At 70.9% G+C, this 17,461-nt stretch carries 9 protein-coding genes; 6 read left to right on the top strand and 3 right to left on the bottom strand.

Features of this window, described 5'->3' with window-relative positions; translation table 11 throughout:
* Positions 1-1,272: 1,272 nt before the first annotated feature.
* The 3 genes from ACWGR4_RS12480 to holA all read left to right on the top strand — a co-directional run bounded on the left by ACWGR4_RS12480 (position 1,273) and on the right by holA (position 6,582).
* On the top strand, positions 1,273-2,001 hold the full coding sequence (locus ACWGR4_RS12480; protein ID WP_452132365.1) for a helix-hairpin-helix domain-containing protein: 729 nt from the start codon (positions 1,273-1,275) through the stop codon (positions 1,999-2,001).
* 257 nt (positions 2,002-2,258) lie between these two features.
* The gene (locus ACWGR4_RS12475) at positions 2,259-5,294 is read left to right on the top strand and encodes a ComEC/Rec2 family competence protein (RefSeq protein ID WP_452132364.1); all 3,036 of its coding nucleotides are present in this window, start codon (positions 2,259-2,261) and stop codon (positions 5,292-5,294) included.
* Positions 5,295-5,592: 298 nt separating this feature from the next.
* The gene (gene holA / locus ACWGR4_RS12470) at positions 5,593-6,582 is read left to right on the top strand and encodes a DNA polymerase III subunit delta (protein ID WP_380003157.1); all 990 of its coding nucleotides are present in this window, start codon (positions 5,593-5,595) and stop codon (positions 6,580-6,582) included.
* A 538-nt stretch (positions 6,583-7,120) separates the two neighbouring features.
* On the opposite strand, the gene rpsT is transcribed toward holA, so the two are convergent.
* The gene (gene rpsT, locus ACWGR4_RS12465) at positions 7,121-7,387 is read right to left on the bottom strand and encodes a 30S ribosomal protein S20 (protein ID WP_078977364.1); all 267 of its coding nucleotides are present in this window, start codon (positions 7,385-7,387) and stop codon (positions 7,121-7,123) included.
* Positions 7,388-7,773: 386 nt separating this feature from the next.
* On the opposite strand from rpsT, the gene lepA reads away from it, so the two are divergent.
* The 3 genes from lepA (at position 7,774) to hemW (ending at position 13,194) form a co-directional block, all read left to right on the top strand.
* The gene (gene lepA / locus ACWGR4_RS12460; protein WP_126638507.1) at positions 7,774-9,627 is read left to right on the top strand and encodes a translation elongation factor 4; all 1,854 of its coding nucleotides are present in this window, start codon (positions 7,774-7,776) and stop codon (positions 9,625-9,627) included.
* Positions 9,628-10,055: 428 nt separating this feature from the next.
* Complete coding sequence (locus ACWGR4_RS12455; RefSeq protein WP_452132363.1) at positions 10,056-11,924, top strand: AMP-dependent synthetase/ligase; 1,869 nt, start codon at positions 10,056-10,058, stop codon at positions 11,922-11,924.
* Between the two features lie 49 nt (positions 11,925-11,973).
* On the top strand, positions 11,974-13,194 hold the full coding sequence (hemW, locus tag ACWGR4_RS12450; protein ID WP_452132362.1) for a radical SAM family heme chaperone HemW: 1,221 nt from the start codon (positions 11,974-11,976) through the stop codon (positions 13,192-13,194).
* A gap of 350 nt (positions 13,195-13,544) precedes the next feature.
* On the opposite strand, the gene ACWGR4_RS12445 is transcribed toward hemW, so the two are convergent.
* Both ACWGR4_RS12445 and ACWGR4_RS12440 read right to left on the bottom strand, forming a co-directional pair.
* Positions 13,545-15,518: a dynamin family protein gene (locus ACWGR4_RS12445; protein WP_452132361.1), complete on the bottom strand. Its 1,974-nt coding sequence runs from the start codon at positions 15,516-15,518 to the stop codon at positions 13,545-13,547.
* Positions 15,519-15,588: 70 nt separating this feature from the next.
* A partial coding sequence (locus ACWGR4_RS12440; protein ID WP_452134202.1) for a dynamin family protein occupies positions 15,589-17,461 on the bottom strand: 1,873 nt, incomplete at its 5' end.

Below are 17,461 nucleotides of genomic sequence, written 5' to 3'. Positions count from 1 at the left end.
GCGTGCGTTGTGCTTGGGGTTGCGGGCCGGGTGGTGCGGGGTTGGTCCGGGTCGTGGGGTTGGCCGCTGCTGGCGTGCGGGGCTTCGGGGTGTGGGGTTTCGTCGGGGTGGGGGCCCGGGTCGGGGTGAAAAGCGACCTGCGGCGGGTGGCAGAGGAGGGGGTCGGGTTGGGTTCCGCCGGGCTTGCGTTCGCGGGTGGGTCGGGTTTGTTTCGGCGTGCGTGGTGCTTGGGGTTGCGGGCCGGCTGGTGCGGGGCTGGTCAGAGTCGGTGATGGGCCGCCGCCGGCGTGCGGGGCTCCGAGACTGCCGGTCTTCGGCGAGGCGGGTGTGTTGCTCGGCGAAAAGCCGGCCGGCAGCGGCGGGCAGGGAGGATGCTCGGGTCGAGTCCTCCGAGGAGCCCTCTCGGCTGGGTTGGGATGTGTTTGGAGGGGAGTTGGGTTCGAAACCGGATCGCGGTGGGTGGTTGGGGGCTTCGGGCTTCGGTGACCTGCGGTTTTGTGGTGTCGGGGTGGAAAGTCGGGCGTCGAGTGCCGGTTTCGTGTGCTCCGGCCTCCTCGACACCGGTGTGAAGACCGAAACTGCCCGGTCGGGGCGGCTTCGGGTGCTGCGACCTCGCAGAGGCCGTCGAGTCGACCGAAAGTGCCCAGTGGGAGCCGAAACCGGATCCCGAGGCACACGAAATGGCTTCCCTCTCCGCTGACCTGCGGTTTTCTCTTGCGCCGAGACCACGGCACCCGACGCCGTCCGGTTTCGTGAACTCCCGCCCTCCCCACAAGCCCACCGCACCTCGAAACGCCCTGCCCAACCCAGCCGAGAGGGCTCCTCGGAGGACTCGACCCGAGTGCCCTCCCTGCCCGCCGCTGCCGGCCGGTTTTTCGCCGAGCAACACACCCGCCCCGCCGAAGACCGGCAGTCTCGGAGCCCCGCACGCCGGCGGCGGCCCATCACCGACCCGGACCAGCCCCGCACCAGCCACCCGCGGCCACAAGCGCAGCGTCCGCCGGAAACGCCCCAACCCCGCCCACCCGGAAGGCCCCTGATCCCGTCGAACGCCAAAACCCCAACCCGGTACCCAAGTGGGGGGATCCGGTTTCCACAGGTGGGCTGTTGTGCACAGGTGCAGGGCGGCGGCCCGGTCGGGGGATGGGGGAGGCCTAGTTTCGGGGCATGTCCGGGATTTCGGCTGGTTCTTCTGCATCTCCTCCCTCGGGGTCGCCGAGGTCCGGGGCGGAGCGGGTTGCGGCGTTGCTGGGGGCGCCTGAGGTGCTTTCGGTGCAGGGGGCGGATTCGGGGCGGCGGTTGGTCGAGGCGGTTGCGGATCGGGTGCCGCCTCGGCTTCGGGTGGGTGTGGATCGGCGGGTGGTGGTTGCCGTCGCGGTGCTGGCGTTGGTGGCGGTTGCGCTGGCCGTGGGCGGGTGGTGGCGGGCGCGTCCGCAGAGTGTGGCCGCGCCGGTGGCGGTGGGGCAGGTGACGGGGGGCGCCGGGGTGGGGGCTCCGGTGCAGGCCGGGCCCGCGTCGGGGGCTGCCGGCGGTGCGCCGACTTCCGCGGGTGGGCCGCTTACCGTGCACGTGGCGGGGAAGGTGGCCCGGCCCGGGGTGGTCGTCCTGCCACCCGGGTCGAGGGTGGCGGACGCGGTGCAGGCCGCCGGGGGTGCGCTGCCGGCGGCGGATCTGGCCACGTTGAATCTGGCCCGCCTCCTTGCCGACGGCGAGCAGATCCCGGTGGGCGTTCCCGGGGCCACACCTCCGCCCGCCGCCGCCAATCCGTCCGGAGCCGGTTCCACCGCCTCGGCGGGCGGCGCCCCGGCAGCCGTTCTCGATCTCAACACGGCGACCGCCGCACAGCTTGAGCAACTGCCCGGCGTCGGCCCGGTCCTGGCTCGCCAGATCATCGAAAAGCGCACCCAGTTGGGCCGCTTCGCCACCGTCGATCAACTGCGTCAGGTCCGGGGCATCGGCGATCGCAAGTACAGCGACCTGAAGCCGAGGGTTCGGGTATGACCGCGCCCGACGTCCCCAGCCGCCAAGGACCGGAAGCCCCACGCCCGGCGGCCCCTCGTCCGACACCCACGCGCCGGAGAAGCCGTGCCCGGACCGACGCCCGCCTCGTCCCCGGCGCCGCTGCCGCCTGGGCCGCCGCCTGGGGTGCGCCGCTGATCCCGCTCCGGGCCACCGTCGCGGTGAGTATCTGCGCCGCGGCGTGTGCAGCCGTACTCGCGTGTCGGCCCACGGTTCGACGCCGGGCCACGCTTGCGGTCGTGCTCGTGTGCGTCGCGGCCGGCGGACTGGTCGCCGGCCTTCGCACCGCCGCCGACCACGACGGCCCGGTGGCGGTCGCGGCTCGGCAGCGCGCCGAGGCCACCGTCGAGCTGACGGTACGCACCGACCCGGAGCGCCGCGTCACCCGCGTCCGAGGCAGCGAACTCGGCTCGCCACCCACGCTGTTCGAGGCCCGCATCGACCGCATCGACCGCATCGATCCACCCGGCGGTCCACTCGGCGCGCCCGGCGGCTCGGGCGCATCGGGGACCTCACGGCCGGCCGGGGTGCGGGTGCGGACGCCGGTCACGGTGCTGGCCGGCGGGCCCGATGCGGCCACCTGGCTCGGGCTGCTGCCGAGTACCCCGATTCGGGTCCACGGCCGCCTGGTTCCGGGGCGGAGCGGCCAGGCCCTGCTGCTGATCCGAGCCGCTCCGGACCGGATCGGCGCTCCCGCCGCCCACCAGCGTTTCGCGGGTCTGCTCCGGGCGCGGCTGCGGGCCGCCTGTGCGGAACTGCCGCTCGCTGCCCGGGGATTGCTTCCGGGCCTGGTCGTCGGCGATACGAGCCGGCTTCCGGCCGACCTCGAAGCCGACTTTCGTGCCACCGAACTCACCCATTTGACGGCGGTCAGCGGAACCAACATCACGATTTTGTTGGGTTTTGTGCTGTTCGTGCTCCGCCGTGTGGGCGTCCACGGACGTACGCTGCCGATCGCCGGCGCCGCCGCCGTCGCGTGCTTCGTGGTCGTCGCCCGTCCCGAGCCCAGTGTGCTGCGGGCCGCCGCCATGGGCCTGGTCACCGTGGTCGCGCTGTACACCGGTCGGCCCCGGCGAGGGCTCCCGGCGCTCGCGGTCGCCGTGCTCGGCTTGGTCCTGCTCGATCCGACCCTGGCCCGGTCCTACGGCTTCGCGCTGTCCGCCCTGGCCACCGGCGCGCTGCTCCTGCTCGCCCCGCACTGGACGAACCGGCTCCGGGCCCGGGGTTGGCCGACGTGGGCCGCGGTCCTGGTCGCCGTGCCGCTCGCCGCGCAGGCCGTTTGCGGGCCGCTCGTGGTGACCTTTGCCGGCCGGGTCAGTCTGATGGCCGTCCCGTGCAACCTGCTCGCCGAGTTCGCGGTCGCACCGGCCACGATCCTCGGCTTCGTCACCCTGCTCCTCGCCCCGATCTGCCTCCCGCTCGCCCACCTCACCGCCTGGCTCGGCTCGTGGCCGATCGCCTGGATCGCGGCCGTGGCCCGCACCGGCGCCGACCTGCCCGGCGCCGCCGTCACCTGGCCGACCGGCCTCTTCGGCGGCGCGGCGCTGGCGGCGATCACGATCGCGGCCGTCCCGACCCTGCGGCTGTTTCGCCGCCCGCCGCGATCCGGACGGTCCGGGCGGTCCGGGCGGTCCGACTGGTCCGGGCGGGGGCGGGCGATGACGACGGCTCTGCTCGCGACCCTCGCGGTGGTTCTCCTGTTGCGTCCGCCGATGTTGGTGCGCCCATTGACCGGCTGGCCGCCTCCGGGCTGGCATCTGGTGATGTGCGACGTCGGTCAGGGCGACGCCATCGTGCTGAACGCGGGCGCCGGCGAGGGCGTTCTGATCGATGCCGGGCCCGATCCGGATGCGGTGGACGGCTGTCTACGCGACCTTGGCATTCGCCGGCTGCCGCTGATTTTGCTGAGCCATTTCCATGCGGACCACGTGGAGGGCCTTCCTGGCGCGCTGCGCGGTCGGGGAGTGGGGCTCATCCAGGGGACTCCGATCCTTGATCCTTCGGGCGAAGTAACGCGAGTCCGCCGTTGGGCCGCCAGAGCCGGCGCCTCCTTGGGTACCCCCGTCGGCGCCATTGAGCAGCGCACATTGGGCTCGCTGACGTGGCAAACGCTGACTCCGTCGAACCTGGAAGCCCTCTCCGCTGCTTCCGGCCCGATTGTGTTGCGCGGAGGCGGAGGCGGAGGCGGGGGCGGGATCGAGGCGAGGAGGACGGGCCGTCCGCCGGGCCACCTGCCGGATCGGCAGGCGCTGTCGCACACCGCGTCAACCGTCATGGCTGCGGATCCACGGTTGGGGGAGGCGGTGGGCGTGGCGAGGTCGGGGCGGGCTGTGGGTGGGTCGGTGGCCAACAACGCGAGTCTGGTGGTACTTGCGGAACGGCACGGGGTTCGGATGTTGCTCACCGGTGACGCCGAAGTCGAGGCGCAGGAGGCCCTGCGGGGGCGGCTGGCCGGTGTTCGGGTGGACGTTCTGAAGGTTGCGCATCACGGCTCGGCTCGACAGGACCCCGCCCTCGTTCTCGGGTTGCACCCCAGGCTGGCTCTGGTTTCGGTGGGTAAGGACAACCCCTACGGCCACCCGTCGCCGTCCGCCCGGGCCTTGGTCGCCGCATCCGGCGCCCGCCTTCTGCGCACCGACACGGATGGGCCCATTGCGGTTTCCGGCTCTTCGGCCCACCTCAGGGCGGTGGCCCGAGGGCCGGCCACCACGCATGCCCACCGGCCATTGGTGGATGGCGGTCGGCCCGCCGGCGGCGTGGTCGCCCGCAACGGGCGTTGGGGGCGGCTGTGGATCCTGCGGCGGGGTGGGGGACGGAGTTCCTGGCGGGGGGTGGGGTGTTGCCGGCCTCGGGAGCGTGGCCAAGGGCGGCGTGGGCGCCGCCCGGGTCGGGGTGGTGGCGGAGTGGTTTCTCCTCCGCTTCGCTCCGTCGGGGGCGGAAGGGGGGCGGGACGTTGCCGCTGCGCGGCGCCTGGTGGTTCCGGCTCCGCTGCGCTCCGCCGGTGGTGGAGAGAGTTTGGCTCCGCTGCGCTCCACCGCTGCCTGGATCGGGCCCGGGCCGGGTCGTGGCGGGGCGCGGGATTGGGGTGCGGGATTGGGGTGCGGGATTGGGGTGCGGGATTGGGGTGCGGCGGGGCAGGGGTGGTGGAGGCGGTTTCCGAGGTCGGAGCCGGATGTCTGTGGGCGGTGTGGCGAGAAGCAGGTGCCGAGTGCCGCGTGCCGATTTCTGGCATTTCGCGCCTGGTGTGCCCGTTCCGAGTCCCCGAAAGTGCCTAGTGGGAGGCGGAACCGGATTCCAGGACGGCCCTCCTGGTTTCTCGCCCGTGCCGACCTGCGGTTTTACCTCCCGACCGCGCCGCATGCCTCCGCGCCATCCGGTTTCGTGAATGCCGCCGGCCGGTCGATGCCAACTTCTGGCCTCTGCGTGCTCGTTGGTGCTTCGTTGCTTGGGGGCGGTCCGAGGTTCTGCGTGTGGGGCAGGTAGGGGCGGGGCGGGGCGGGGTGAGGCGGGTTGCGGGGACGATGGGGGCAGCCTCGCCCGGTGTGGGTGGGTGGGGTGTCTGTTGGGCGTGGGATGCTTGGTCGGGTGGCCAGACGAATGCAGGATGATCCGCTCGCGCCGGTGACGCTTGTCGTCGGGGCCGAGGAGTTGCTCGTGGATCGGGCGATCGGGGATGTGGTGCGCGCCGTGCGGGCGCAGGATCCCGAGGCGGATGTTCGGGACTTGGCGCCGGGGGCGTTGCAGGCCGGAATGTTGTCCGAGCTGGCCAGTCCCTCGTTGTTCGGTGAGCGCAAGGTCATCGTGATCCGGTCCGCGCAAGACCTTGGGACGGATCTGGTCGGCGAGGTCACGCGGTTGATCGCCGATCCGGCCGAGGAGACTGTGCTGGTGCTCGCGCATCTGGGCGGGCCCAAGGGCAAGAAGCTGTTGGACGCGGTGCGCAAGGTGGGTGTGCGCGAGGTCGCGTGTCCCAAGGTGACCAAGGTCGGGGATCGCATCGCGTTCGCGCGGGCGGAGTTTCGGGTTGCCGGGCGCTCGCTCACCGAGGACGCCTGTCGCACGTTGGTCGAGGCGATCGGCAACGATCTGCGGGAGTTGGCCTCCGCGTGCAGTCAGTTGATGGCGGACGTCGACGGTGTGGTCGACGAGGAAGTGGTCTCGCGCTACTACAGCGGCGTTGCCGAGGCGTCCAGCTTCACCGTCGCCGACAAGGCCGTCGAGGGGCGTACCGCCGAGGCGCTGGAGCAGTTGCGCTGGGCGTTGTCCGTGGGGGTCGCGCCCGTCATGGTCACGAGTGCGCTCGCACAGAGCGTGCGGCAGATCGCCCGGGTCGGCGCCGCCCCCCGGAACGCCCGGCCGAACGATCTGGCGCGCGATCTCGGCATGCCGCCGTGGAAGGTCGACCGGGTTCGGCAACAGCTGCGCGGCTGGACTCCGGACGGCATTGTCCGAGCCCTTACCGCCGTCGCCGACGCCGACGCGGCGGTCAAGGGCGGCGGTATGGATCCCGCGTATGCATTGGAAAAGGCCGTGGTGACGATCTCCACCGCCCGCAACGCCTGACCATCGCGATCACCACCATCCCAGCGGCGGCCCGAAGCGCTCGCTCGCCGCTTCGCATCCGGACGACACGATCGCCCTGCTCCAACAACCCACCCCGAGTGCTGACCCGGCCGAGCGGCAGGCGCCAGGAACCGCTCCGCCCCACTCCATCCCGCCACGACTCGGCCCCGGTCCGATCCAGGCAGCGGTGGAGCGAAGCGGAGCCGGACTCCCTCCACCACCGGCGGAGCGCAGCGGAGCCGGAACCACCAAGCGCCGCGCAGCGGCAACGTCCCCCCCTTCCCCCCGACGGAGCGAAGCGGAGGAGAAACCACTCCATCTCCGCCCCGGCCCGCCGCCGCGTGCGCCTCCGCCCCGGCCCGCCGCCGCGTGCGCCTTCTCCGCCCATGGTCCATGCCCCGGCGGCCAACACCCCATCGCCGCCTCCCCCCCCCCGCGCACCACAAAAGCGCCGCCCCCCAGGTGGGGAGCGGCGCCCTTGTAGGTGTGTTGAGCGCGGTGCGCTCGGGTGTCACGCCATGGTGACCGGTGTTGCGAGTCAGGCCTTGGCCGTCGCGACACGCTTCGCCAGGGCCGACTTCTTGTTGGCGGCCTGGTTCTTGTGGATGACACCCTTGCTGACGGCCTTGTCGAGCTTGCGGGCCGCGAGGCGGGTCAGCGCCTCGGCCTGCTCGACGTTGCCGGCCTCGGCGGCCTCGCGCGCCTTGCGCACGAAGGTCTTCAGCTCCGACTTGACGGCCTTGTTGCGCTGGCGCGCAATCTCGTTCGTCTTGTTGCGCTTGATCTGGGACTTGATGTTCGCCACGAAAGAGCCTTCTGAGTACTAGGTCGGGATCCGATCCAGGGAGAGGGCCCGTCCGGACGTTGACTTGCGTGGCAGAGACACGTACGCCACACGCGATCCATCAGATTACCAGCAGCCGGCGGTCGGCAAGGACACGGCCCACATTCCGACCCCGCCCGGACCCCACCTCGACCCCGCCCCGACCCGCCGAACACCCCCGACCCCCGCCGCCAACGCGGCGTACCCATGCCGCATGGGACGATATGGAGGACACCTGTGCTCCGGCGCGTGATCCGATCACGATCACCCGCGGCCCGCACAGGGCACTCGCGACATCCGAGCTTGACCTTTGCTTGACCTTCGCCCGACCCTCGCCAGTCCACCCGATCGAGAATCTGGAAGCCCGCGTGCCCGCGACCCCGCCAGTGAACGTGCCGGAGCCCAGCCGTACCGACCCGGCGCTGATCCGGAACTTCTGCATCATCGCCCACATCGACCACGGCAAGTCGACGCTTGCCGACCGGATGCTTCAGATCACCGGCGTGGTCGATGCGCGGCAGATGCGCGCGCAATACCTCGACCGCATGGACATCGAGCGTGAGCGCGGCATCACCATCAAGTCGCAGGCGGTGCGGCTGCCGTGGACGGCCCCCGACGGGCAGATCCACATCCTCAACATGATCGACACCCCCGGCCACGTGGACTTCACGTACGAGGTGTCCCGCTCGCTCGCGGCCTGTGAGGGCGCGATCCTGCTGGTCGACGCGGCTCAGGGGATCGAGGCGCAGACGCTCGCCAACCTCTACCTGGCCCTGGAGAACGACCTCCAGATCATCCCGGTGCTGAACAAGATCGACCTCCCGGCCGCCCAGCCCGAGAAGTACGCGGCGGAGCTCGCGCACATCATCGGCTGCGACCCCGAGGACGTGCTCAAGGTCTCCGGCAAGACCGGCGTGGGTGTGCCCGAGCTGCTGGACGAGTGCGTACGCCTGGTGCCGCCGCCGATCGGGGTCAAGGACGCGCCGGCCCGCGCGATGATCTTCGACTCGGTGTACGACTCGTACCGCGGCGTGGTCACCTACGTCCGCGTGGTCGACGGCGACCTGAAGAAGCGCGAGCGCATCCAGATGATGTCGACGGGGGTGACCCACGAGCTCCTGGAGATCGGCGTCATCTCGCCCGAGCCCAAGCCGTCCGACGGCCTGAGCGTCGGCGAGGTCGGCTACATCATCACCGGCGTGAAGGACGTTCGGCAGTCCCGCGTCGGTGACACCATCACCTCCCTGCACAACGGCGCCACCGAGGCCCTCGGCGGGTACAAGGACCCGAAGCCGATGGTGTTCTCCGGCCTGTATCCGCTGGACGGCTCCGACTACCCCGAGCTGCGCGACGCGCTGGACAAGCTCCAGCTCAACGACGCCGCGCTGGTGTACGAGCCGGAGACCTCGGTCGCGCTCGGCTTCGGCTTCCGCTGCGGCTTCCTGGGGCTGCTGCACCTGGAGATCGTCCGGGAGCGGCTGGAGCGCGAGTTCAACCTGGAACTCATCTCGACCGCGCCGAGCGTGGTGTACCGGGTCGTCATGGAGGATGGCACCGAGCACACCGTGACCAACCCGAGCGAGTTCCCCGGCGGCAAGATCGCCGAGGTGCACGAGCCGGTGGTGCGGGCCACCATCCTGGCCCCGAGCGAGTACATCGGCACGATCATGGAGCTGTGCCAGACCCGGCGCGGCGTCCAGATCGGGATGGACTACCTCTCCGAGGACCGGGTCGAGCTGCGCTACACGCTGCCGCTCGCGGAGATCGTGTTCGACTTCTTCGACGCGCTCAAGTCCAAGACGCGCGGTTACGCGTCGCTCGACTACGAGACCACGGGCGAGCAGCAGTCCGCACTGGTCAAGGTCGACATCCTGCTCCAGGGCGAGGCCGTCGACGCGTTCAGCGCGATCGTGCACAAGGACAAGGCGTACAACTACGGCGTCGAGATGACCAAGAAGCTGCGCGAGTTGATTCCGCGTCAGCAGTTCGAGGTGCCGATCCAGGCCGCCGTCGGGGCGCGGGTGATCGCCCGCGAGAACATCCGCGCGATCCGCAAGGACGTGCTCGCCAAGTGCTACGGCGGTGACATCAGCCGTAAGCGCAAGCTGCTTGAGAAGCAGAAGGAAGGCAAGAAGCGGATGAAGATGGTCGGCCGGGTGGAGGTGCCGCAGGAGGCCTTCATCGCGGCGCTGTCCACCGACGACAGCGGCGGGCGGAAGTAGGGATGGGGTAGGGCTGTGGTCAGGGTCGTGGTTGTGGCTGCGGTCAGGACCGAGACAGGGCTGAAATAGGACATCCGGGCGACGTAGGTCGCCCGGGAGGAGAATCGATTACTCGATTCAGCAACTGATCCGAAAAAGCTACTACCGCGTAGCCCTCGAGCAGCGTACGTTGCGGGTGCATCGGGCAGAATCGATGCACCCGCTTCGTGTTTTGCCCGCGCTGTACCGAACCTGTCGGCCGAGCCGCGCACCCGAACCAACCACGCTCCATCGTCTGATTCCTTCATCGACATCTTCCGCAGACCGGTTGGTCGGTTTCGATGCTCACCCCGGTCACGCGCATACCGGTACCGATACGGGTATGCGATCGCGACACCGCTCGGCACCACCACCACACCCCGGAAACCGCCCTGGACACGGAGGCCGAAGTGAGTTCAGAGTCCGCCGCCATCGAGAACCGTTCGCCGTCCATCGCGGTGGACTTCCTGGAACGGATTCGGGCCACGCCCGACAACGAGGCGTACCGCCACCCGGTCGCGGTGGGCGACGGCGACCGCGAGGAGTGGCGTTCGGTCACCTGGGGGCAGGCGGGCGAGCGGGCCAAGGCGATCGCCGCCGGGCTGGTGGCGCTGGGGGTCGAGGCCGAGGACCGGGTCGCGATCGTGGCCGAGACCCGGCTGGAATGGGTGCTGGCCGACTTCGGGGTGATCTGCGCCGGCGCGGCCACCACCACCGTGTACCCGACCACCAACGCCGACGAGGCCGCCTTCATCCTGACCGACTCCGGCAGCGTGATGGCGTTCGTGGCCGACGACATCCAACTCGCCAAGCTGCGCGGCGCGCGGGCCGACCTCGCCGCGATACGCAAGGTGGTCGTCTTCGACCCGCCGAAACCCGGGCCCGAGGGTGAGCCCGCCGACGACTGGGTGATCACCCTCGCCGAACTGGAGGACCTCGGCCGCGCCCGGCTGGTCGAGGAGCCCGACCTGGTGGAGACCCGGGTCGCCGCGATCACCCGGGACCGGCTCGCGACCCTCATCTACACCTCCGGCACCACCGGTCGGCCCAAGGGCGTCCGGCTCTCGCACGACACCTGGGCGTATCAGGCCGCCGCGCAGGCCGCGATCGGGGACAACGACGCCGACGAACTCCAGTACCTGTGGCTGCCGCTCGCGCACTGCTACGGCAAGGTGATGGTCTGCGGACAGATCCGGATCGGCTATCCGACCGCCATCGACGGCCGGATCCCCAAGCTGATCACCAACCTCCCGATCGTGCGGCCGACGTTCATGGCCGCCGCGCCGCGCGTGTTCGAGAAGGTGTACAACTCCGTGCACATGACGGTGCGGGCCGAGGGCGGCCTCAAGTACCGCGTCTTCCGCTGGGCGATCGGCGTCGGCCGGGAGATGTCGCAGGTCAGGCAGGCCGGCCGGAGCCCGTCCGCGGTGCTCGAGGCGAAGTATCGGGTGGCCGACCGGCTCGTCTTCGACAAGCTGCGCGCGTTGTTCGGCGGTCGGCTCAAGGGCTGTATCTCCGGCAGCGCGGCGCTCTCGCCCGACGTCGCCGAGTTCTTCGACGCGATCGGCATACCGATCCTGGAGGGCTACGGTCTCACCGAGGCCAGCGCGGGCAGTTCGGTCAACCGCTTCGACCGGCACCGGATCGGTACCGTCGGTCCGGCGCTGCCCGGCTCGGAGATGCGCATCGCCGAGGACGGCGAACTGCTGGTGCGCAGCCCGGCGGTGATGCAGGGCTATCACAACAACCCCGAGGCGACCGCCGACGTGCTCACCGAGGACGGCTGGCTGCGCACCGGCGACATCGCCGTGATCGAGGACGGCTATCTGCGGATCACCGACCGCAAGAAGGACCTGATCAAGACCTCGGGCGGCAAGTACGTCGCGCCCAGCGAGATCGAGGGCCGGTTCAAGGGCCTGTGCCCGTTCGTGAGCAACATCCTCGTGCACGGGGAGGGCCGCAACTTCTGTTCCGCGTTGATCACGTTGGACCCGGACGCGCTCCTTGGCTGGGCCGCGGGGCAGCCGGCACTGCGGGGCAGGTCGTACGAGGAGCTGGTCGGCGCCGAGGAGGTCCGGGCGCTCGTCGCGGACTACCTCGACCGGCTCAACGCCGACCTGCAGCGGTGGCAGACGGTGAAGAAGTTCGCCATCCTGCCGCACGACCTGAGCGTCGAACGCGGTGAGCTGACGCCGAGCCTGAAGGTGAAGCGGCGGGTGGTGGAGAAGGAGTACGCGGCGGTCCTGGACGACATGTACAAGGGCACGCTGGTCACCTGAGGGCGGTTGCCCGCGGCGGGTCGGTCGCGTGCTCGTGGACAATGGGGAGATGCCCTCCGCACCCCCCGACGGTCTGCCCGTGCCCGAAGACGGCTCGCTGCCCGCGTCCGCGCTCGCCGAGTTCGCCGGCGCGAGCCGTCCGTTCGGCTTCTATGTGCACGTGCCCTACTGCGCGTCGCGTTGCGGCTACTGCGACTTCAACACCTACACCGCGACCGAACTGGGCGGATCGGCCTCGCAGGGGTCCTACGCGGACGACGCGATCGCCGAGATCCGGCTGGCCCGGCGGTTGCTGGGGGACGTGGATCGGCCGGTGGAGACGGTGTTCTTCGGCGGCGGTACGCCCACGCTGCTGCCGGCCGCCGACCTGGCCCGGATCCTGGGGGCGATCCGGGACGAGTTCGGGCTCGCGGCGGGGGCGGAGGTGACCACCGAGGCCAATCCCGAGTCGGTGGATCCGGCCTACCTGGACACGCTGCTCGCGGGTGGGTTCAACCGGCTGTCGTTCGGCATGCAGAGTGCGCGCGAGCACGTGTTGCGGGTCCTGGACCGGCGGCACACCCCGGGGCGGCCCGAGCGGTGTGTGGCCGAGGCGCGCGCGGCCGGGTTCGAGCACGTCAACCTGGACCTGATCTACGGCACGCCGGGGGAGTCGGACGACGACTGGCGGGCCTCGCTGGACGCGGTGCTCGGTGCGGGGCCGGACCATGTCTCGGCGTACGCGCTGATCGTCGAGGACGGTACGCGCCTGGCCGGGCGGGTGCGGCGGGGCGAACTGCCGATGCCGGACGACGACGTGCTCGCCGACCGCTACCTGATGGCGGACGAGGCGTTCGGGGCGGCGGGGCTCGGGTGGTATGAGGTGTCCAACTGGGCGACCGACGCGGCGGCGCGGTGCCGGCACAACGAGCTGTACTGGACCGGGGCCGACTGGTGGGGGGCGGGGCCGGGGGCGCACAGCCATGTGGGGGGTGTGCGGTGGTGGAACGTGCGGCATCCCGCCGCGTATGCGCAGCGGTTGGCGGCGGGTTCGTCTCCTGGGCAGGGGCGTGAGTTGCTCGGCGCGGAGGATCGGCGGGTCGAGCGGATCCTGCTGGAGCTGCGGCTGGTGGAGGGGGTTCCGCGCTCGCTCCTCACGGAGGTGGGGAGAAAGGCGGCGGATCGGGCGGTGGCGGATGGTCTGCTTGTTCGCGGTGCGGGGGATCGGGTCGTGTTGACCTTGCGGGGGCGGCTGTTGGCCGACGCGGTCGTGCGGGATCTGGTCGACTAGCGACCGTCCGGCCGGCGGGGTTGGTTCGCCTCAAGCGCCGGCGGGGCTGGGTGGCCTCATGCGCCGGTCGGGTTGGTTCGCCTCAAGCGTCGGCGGGGCTGGGTGGCCTCATGCGCCGGTCGGGTTGGTTCGCCTCAAGCGCCGGCGGGGCTGGGTGGCCTCATGCGCCGGTCGGGTTGGTTCGCCTCAAGCGCCGGCGGGGCTGTTTGGCCTCAAGCGCCGGCCGGGCTGCTTCGCCTCGAACGTCGGCGAGGCTGTTTCGCCTCCAGCGCCGGTCCGGCTGCTTGGCCTCAAGTGTCCGTGCGGTTGCTTGGGCTCGAGCGCCGGCCCGGCTGGGGCTGCGGGGTCGTTTACATGGCTACGTCCATGATCAAGTCGGCCAAGGACTCGTCTACTCGGTTCAGTTCCTGGGCGTAGCGGCGCATTTCGGTGCTTTCGCGCTTTGCGTCTGATTCACCCTGTTCCTTCGTGCGCAGGGCCGCGCCGACCTCGTCGCGGATCGACTTGATTTCCGCGTCCAGGCCCTGGGCGATCGCGTCGCGCATCTTGCGGAGTTGTTTGACGACCTCTTCGCCCAGGTTGGTGACGTCGGTGTCGGCCTGCTTGCGCAGTTCCAGCTGGACCTGCTCCGCCACCTGTTCCTTGAGCCGGCGGTTGGCCTTGTTCAGTTGCAGCGCGCCCTTGAACACGGTCGAGCCGAGTACCGCGCCCAGGATCACGAACGGTCCGAGGCCGACCAGGAACGCCGCCGTGCCGACCGCGATCTGCGGGAGCAGCGCGGTGAGCATCGAGCGCAGGTTGAACTTGCCGCCGGAGACCGCGGTCGCCGGGTCGAGCACGAAGCTGACCGCGTCGGCGAGCAGTCGCTCGATCGGCGTCGAGGGTTTGCCGTCCTCCTCCGTGCCGATCGGGCCGGCGGTGAGCGAGGCCCGGATCTCGTCGATGCGCGTGACGAACTGCTTCACGTCGTCGTCGATCATCCGCTCCATGTCCTCGACACGGCGCGCGACGAGCGGTTTGAGTTCGTTCTCCTGCCACTGCGCGAACTCGACCTGGACCCGCCCGGAGAGGTGGTCGGTGATCTCCTTGACCGCCGCCTCCATCTTCTCCCGCGCGTTGAACGGGTTGGCGCCGACGGTGTTGCTCGGGTCGTATTCCTGCGCCCAGGTCGGGATGTTCGCGGCGACCCGGTCCATGAACCGCCGGGTCGCGCCCTCGACCTCGCCGCGGGTCTCGCGCAGGTGTTCCTCCATCTGCGCGACGATCACCCGCCGGTTCTGCTCCAGGCGGGTCAGCGGACCCTGGACCCGCTCGTAGGTGGCGCGCAACTCCTCCACGTCCTGGGTGAGCAGCGCCTCCTTGCGGTCGATCTGCTCGCGCGCCTCGATCAGCAGATACTTGAGCTCCCGGGCGGGGGACAGGATCTTGGCCCGTCCGCGCTCGCGGGTCAGGAACTCCTCCAGGCCGCGTTCGAGTTCGGGCATCCCGGACCCGGCCAGCAGGTCCGGGTCGCCCTTTTGCCGACCGGTCAGCGCGGCCCGGGCGTTGACGAAGAAGACCCGGTCCGGGCGGGAGAGGTAGGGCGAGAGGCGCTTGCGGATCTCCCGCTGCACGTCCTCGCGTTCCTCCTCCTCGACCAGGTTGATCTTGTTGCCGACGTAGAAGACGTCCTCGTGGCCGCGCGCCTTGACGTGCACGTCGAGGAACAGCTGCTCGCTGCGCGACATCGCGGCCTGACAGTCCACCACGAACACCAGCACGTCGGCCTGTTCGAGGTAGTTCAGGGTGACCTTCTCCCGCTCCGGTGCCTCGTTCAGGCCGGGGGAGTCGACCACCACCACACCGTTGCGGCACAGTTCGAGCGGCCAGCGCACCACCGCCCGCTCGTACGGGTTCGGGGTGTTGTCGTCGTCCGCGCCGATGGTGACGTAGTCGGCGATCTCGTCCACGCCGACGGTCAGCGGCTCACCGGCGCTGCCGTCCGCCTCCAGCGGGTAGATCAGCGCCGAGCGGGTGTCGCCCCACGTCACCTCGTTGATGATCGCGGTGCACGGTCGGGCGAAGGAGGGCAGCACCTTCTCGCCGAGCATCGAGTTGATCACGGTGCTCTTGCCGCGCTTGAACTCGCCGACGATCATCACCTTGAACGCCTCGGACGCGGCCCGCTGCTTCAGCGAGTCCAGCTTCTTGACGCCCGCGCCGATGCGCAGTCCGGCCACGATCGGCGTGAGCCGATCGATCAGGCCGACCAGGGTCTCCTGCCGTGCCCGCCACGCGCCGTACCCCGCGTAGGCCCCATCGGCCGCCCCGTGACCCGTGTCCACCTGACCGCTCCCCTCCTCGACGGCTGCCCGATGCCGGGACCTGTTCCGGTCCCGGCATCGGCGTCCGGCACTAGCCTCTGGCGCCCAGCATGGTGTTGAGCTGAACCCCGAGCTGCTCGCTGCGCGAGACCAGATCCTGCCATGCGGGTCCATCGGCGCCGACCTTGGCCAGCGCGGTCTGCCGATCGGTGCGCCAGGCCCGCTGGCCGCGCACCGCCTCGTCCATCACTCCGGCGTACAGCGTGTGCAGCCGCTTGGAGACCTCCTCGGAGAAGCCGCCGAGGACCTCCTCGACCATCGGCTCCAGGGCCTTCATCGCCTGTGCGCGCTGTGCCTCGGTCAGCGAGGTCGACTTGACCTCGCCGAGCACCATGCCGCCGGCCGACGCCGCCATGCTCGCGCCCATCGGCAGCGCGGCGACGCCGCCGGTGAGCGGGATCAGCAGCGCGCCGAGCACGGCGAGACCGGTCGGGCCGATCCGCCAGGCCAGCTTGCGGCTCTTGAGGTCCTTCAGGCCCAGCGACTCCGCCTCGCCGAGTTCGAACTCGGTGGACAGCTGCTCGACCTTCTCCAGGCGGTAGGCGCTGCCGCGCCCGAAGTGCAGCTTCATCTTCGCGTCAAGCCACTGCACGTCGGCCTGCACGCTGGAGTGCAGCTGGGCCTCGAACTTCTTGGCCAGCGCGGTCAGTTCGCGGCGCAGTCGGAACGGCAGGTCGCGCTCCCACCAGGTCCGGGCGTCGGGCGCGCGCTCGAGTTCGTAGCGCAGCGTGTCCAACAGGTCCCCGCGCGAGAGTTGCAGGTGCTCGCGGAACTTCTCCGACGTCTGCGTGCGGCGCTGCTGGAGCTCGACCCGGACCCGGCCCCATTCGCCGGCCATGCGGTCGATCTCCACCTCGGACTCCTCGACGGCACGCCGCCGTTCCACCTCGCCGAGCGCCGCGGTGGCCAGTCCGTCCCGACCCAGGCCCGCCATCTCGTCGAGCAGCGCGAGCAGTTGGCCCGCTGTCTGGCGCGAGCGCATGCTGCGCCGGCCGCCGGAGGTGGTGTATTCGGTGATCCGCGCGTACACGCCTGCCGCGGGCGAGGCGTCCTCGCGATGCGGGCCGGCCAGTACCTGCAGGGTCGGCGAGATGCGGCGCACCCGGCCGCCGAGGTAGTCGACGATGTCCTCGCGCTCGTCCTCGTCGACGGTGTCCAGCTTGGACACCACCACGGTGATCCGCGGCACGTGCCGGGCGATCACCTCCTCCTCCAGGAACGCGGTCTCGGACAGGCCGAGCGGCGCGCTCGCGGAGACCACCATCAGCACCGCGTCGCTGGCCGCGACCGTACGCCGGACCAGGTCCTCGGTCCGGCGGTCCAGATCCTCCGCGTCCTCGCCCTTGCCCCGACCCGCGTTGACCCCGGGGGTGTCCACCAACTCGACGTCCAGGCGGGCCAGTTCGGGTTCGGCCACGAGCACGCGCACGCCGACCAGGCGGGGTGCGTCCGAGTCGTGGTCCTCGCTCAGCCGATACACCTCGTCCCAGGCCGCGGCCACCGCCGGACGCGGCTCGGCGCGCCCGTCGGCGAACTGCAGCTCCAGGCGCGGCTCGGGTCCGGCCACGACCACCAGGGGCACCGGGGTGTGCCGGCCCTCGGGCAGCACGGGGGCGCCGAGCAGCCGGTTGATCAGCGACGTCTTGCCGCGGCCGAACTCGCCGACCACCGCGATCCGCAGCCCCGGTCGGCGCATCCGCGCCCGCAACCGGTCCAGCTCGGCGGCGATCGCGTCCAGGCCGAAGTCGGTGGCGATCGTGTGTGCGTCGTTGATCCGCCGGCCGAGCGTGGTCGCCGAGGGGGCCTGCCGGACCAGGCTCGTCACCGAGCCGGGAGGCGTGGCGGCGGGTGCTGCGGCGGGAGCGGGGGCGGGCGGCGGCGCCGACACCGGTGCAGCGGAGGCC

The organism is Embleya sp. NPDC055664 (assembly GCF_053618075.1).
The sequence above is the reverse complement of the archived record's forward strand: the minus strand, read 5'-3'. Positions and strand labels throughout refer to the sequence as shown.

Coding starts and splice junctions, on each gene's coding strand:
- holA (WP_380003157.1), top strand. CDS start 5,593: ATGCTTGGTCGGGTGGCCAGACGAATGCAGGATGATCCGCTCGCGCCG.
- hemW (WP_452132362.1), top strand. CDS start 11,974: ATGCCCTCCGCACCCCCCGACGGTCTGCCCGTGCCCGAAGACGGCTCG.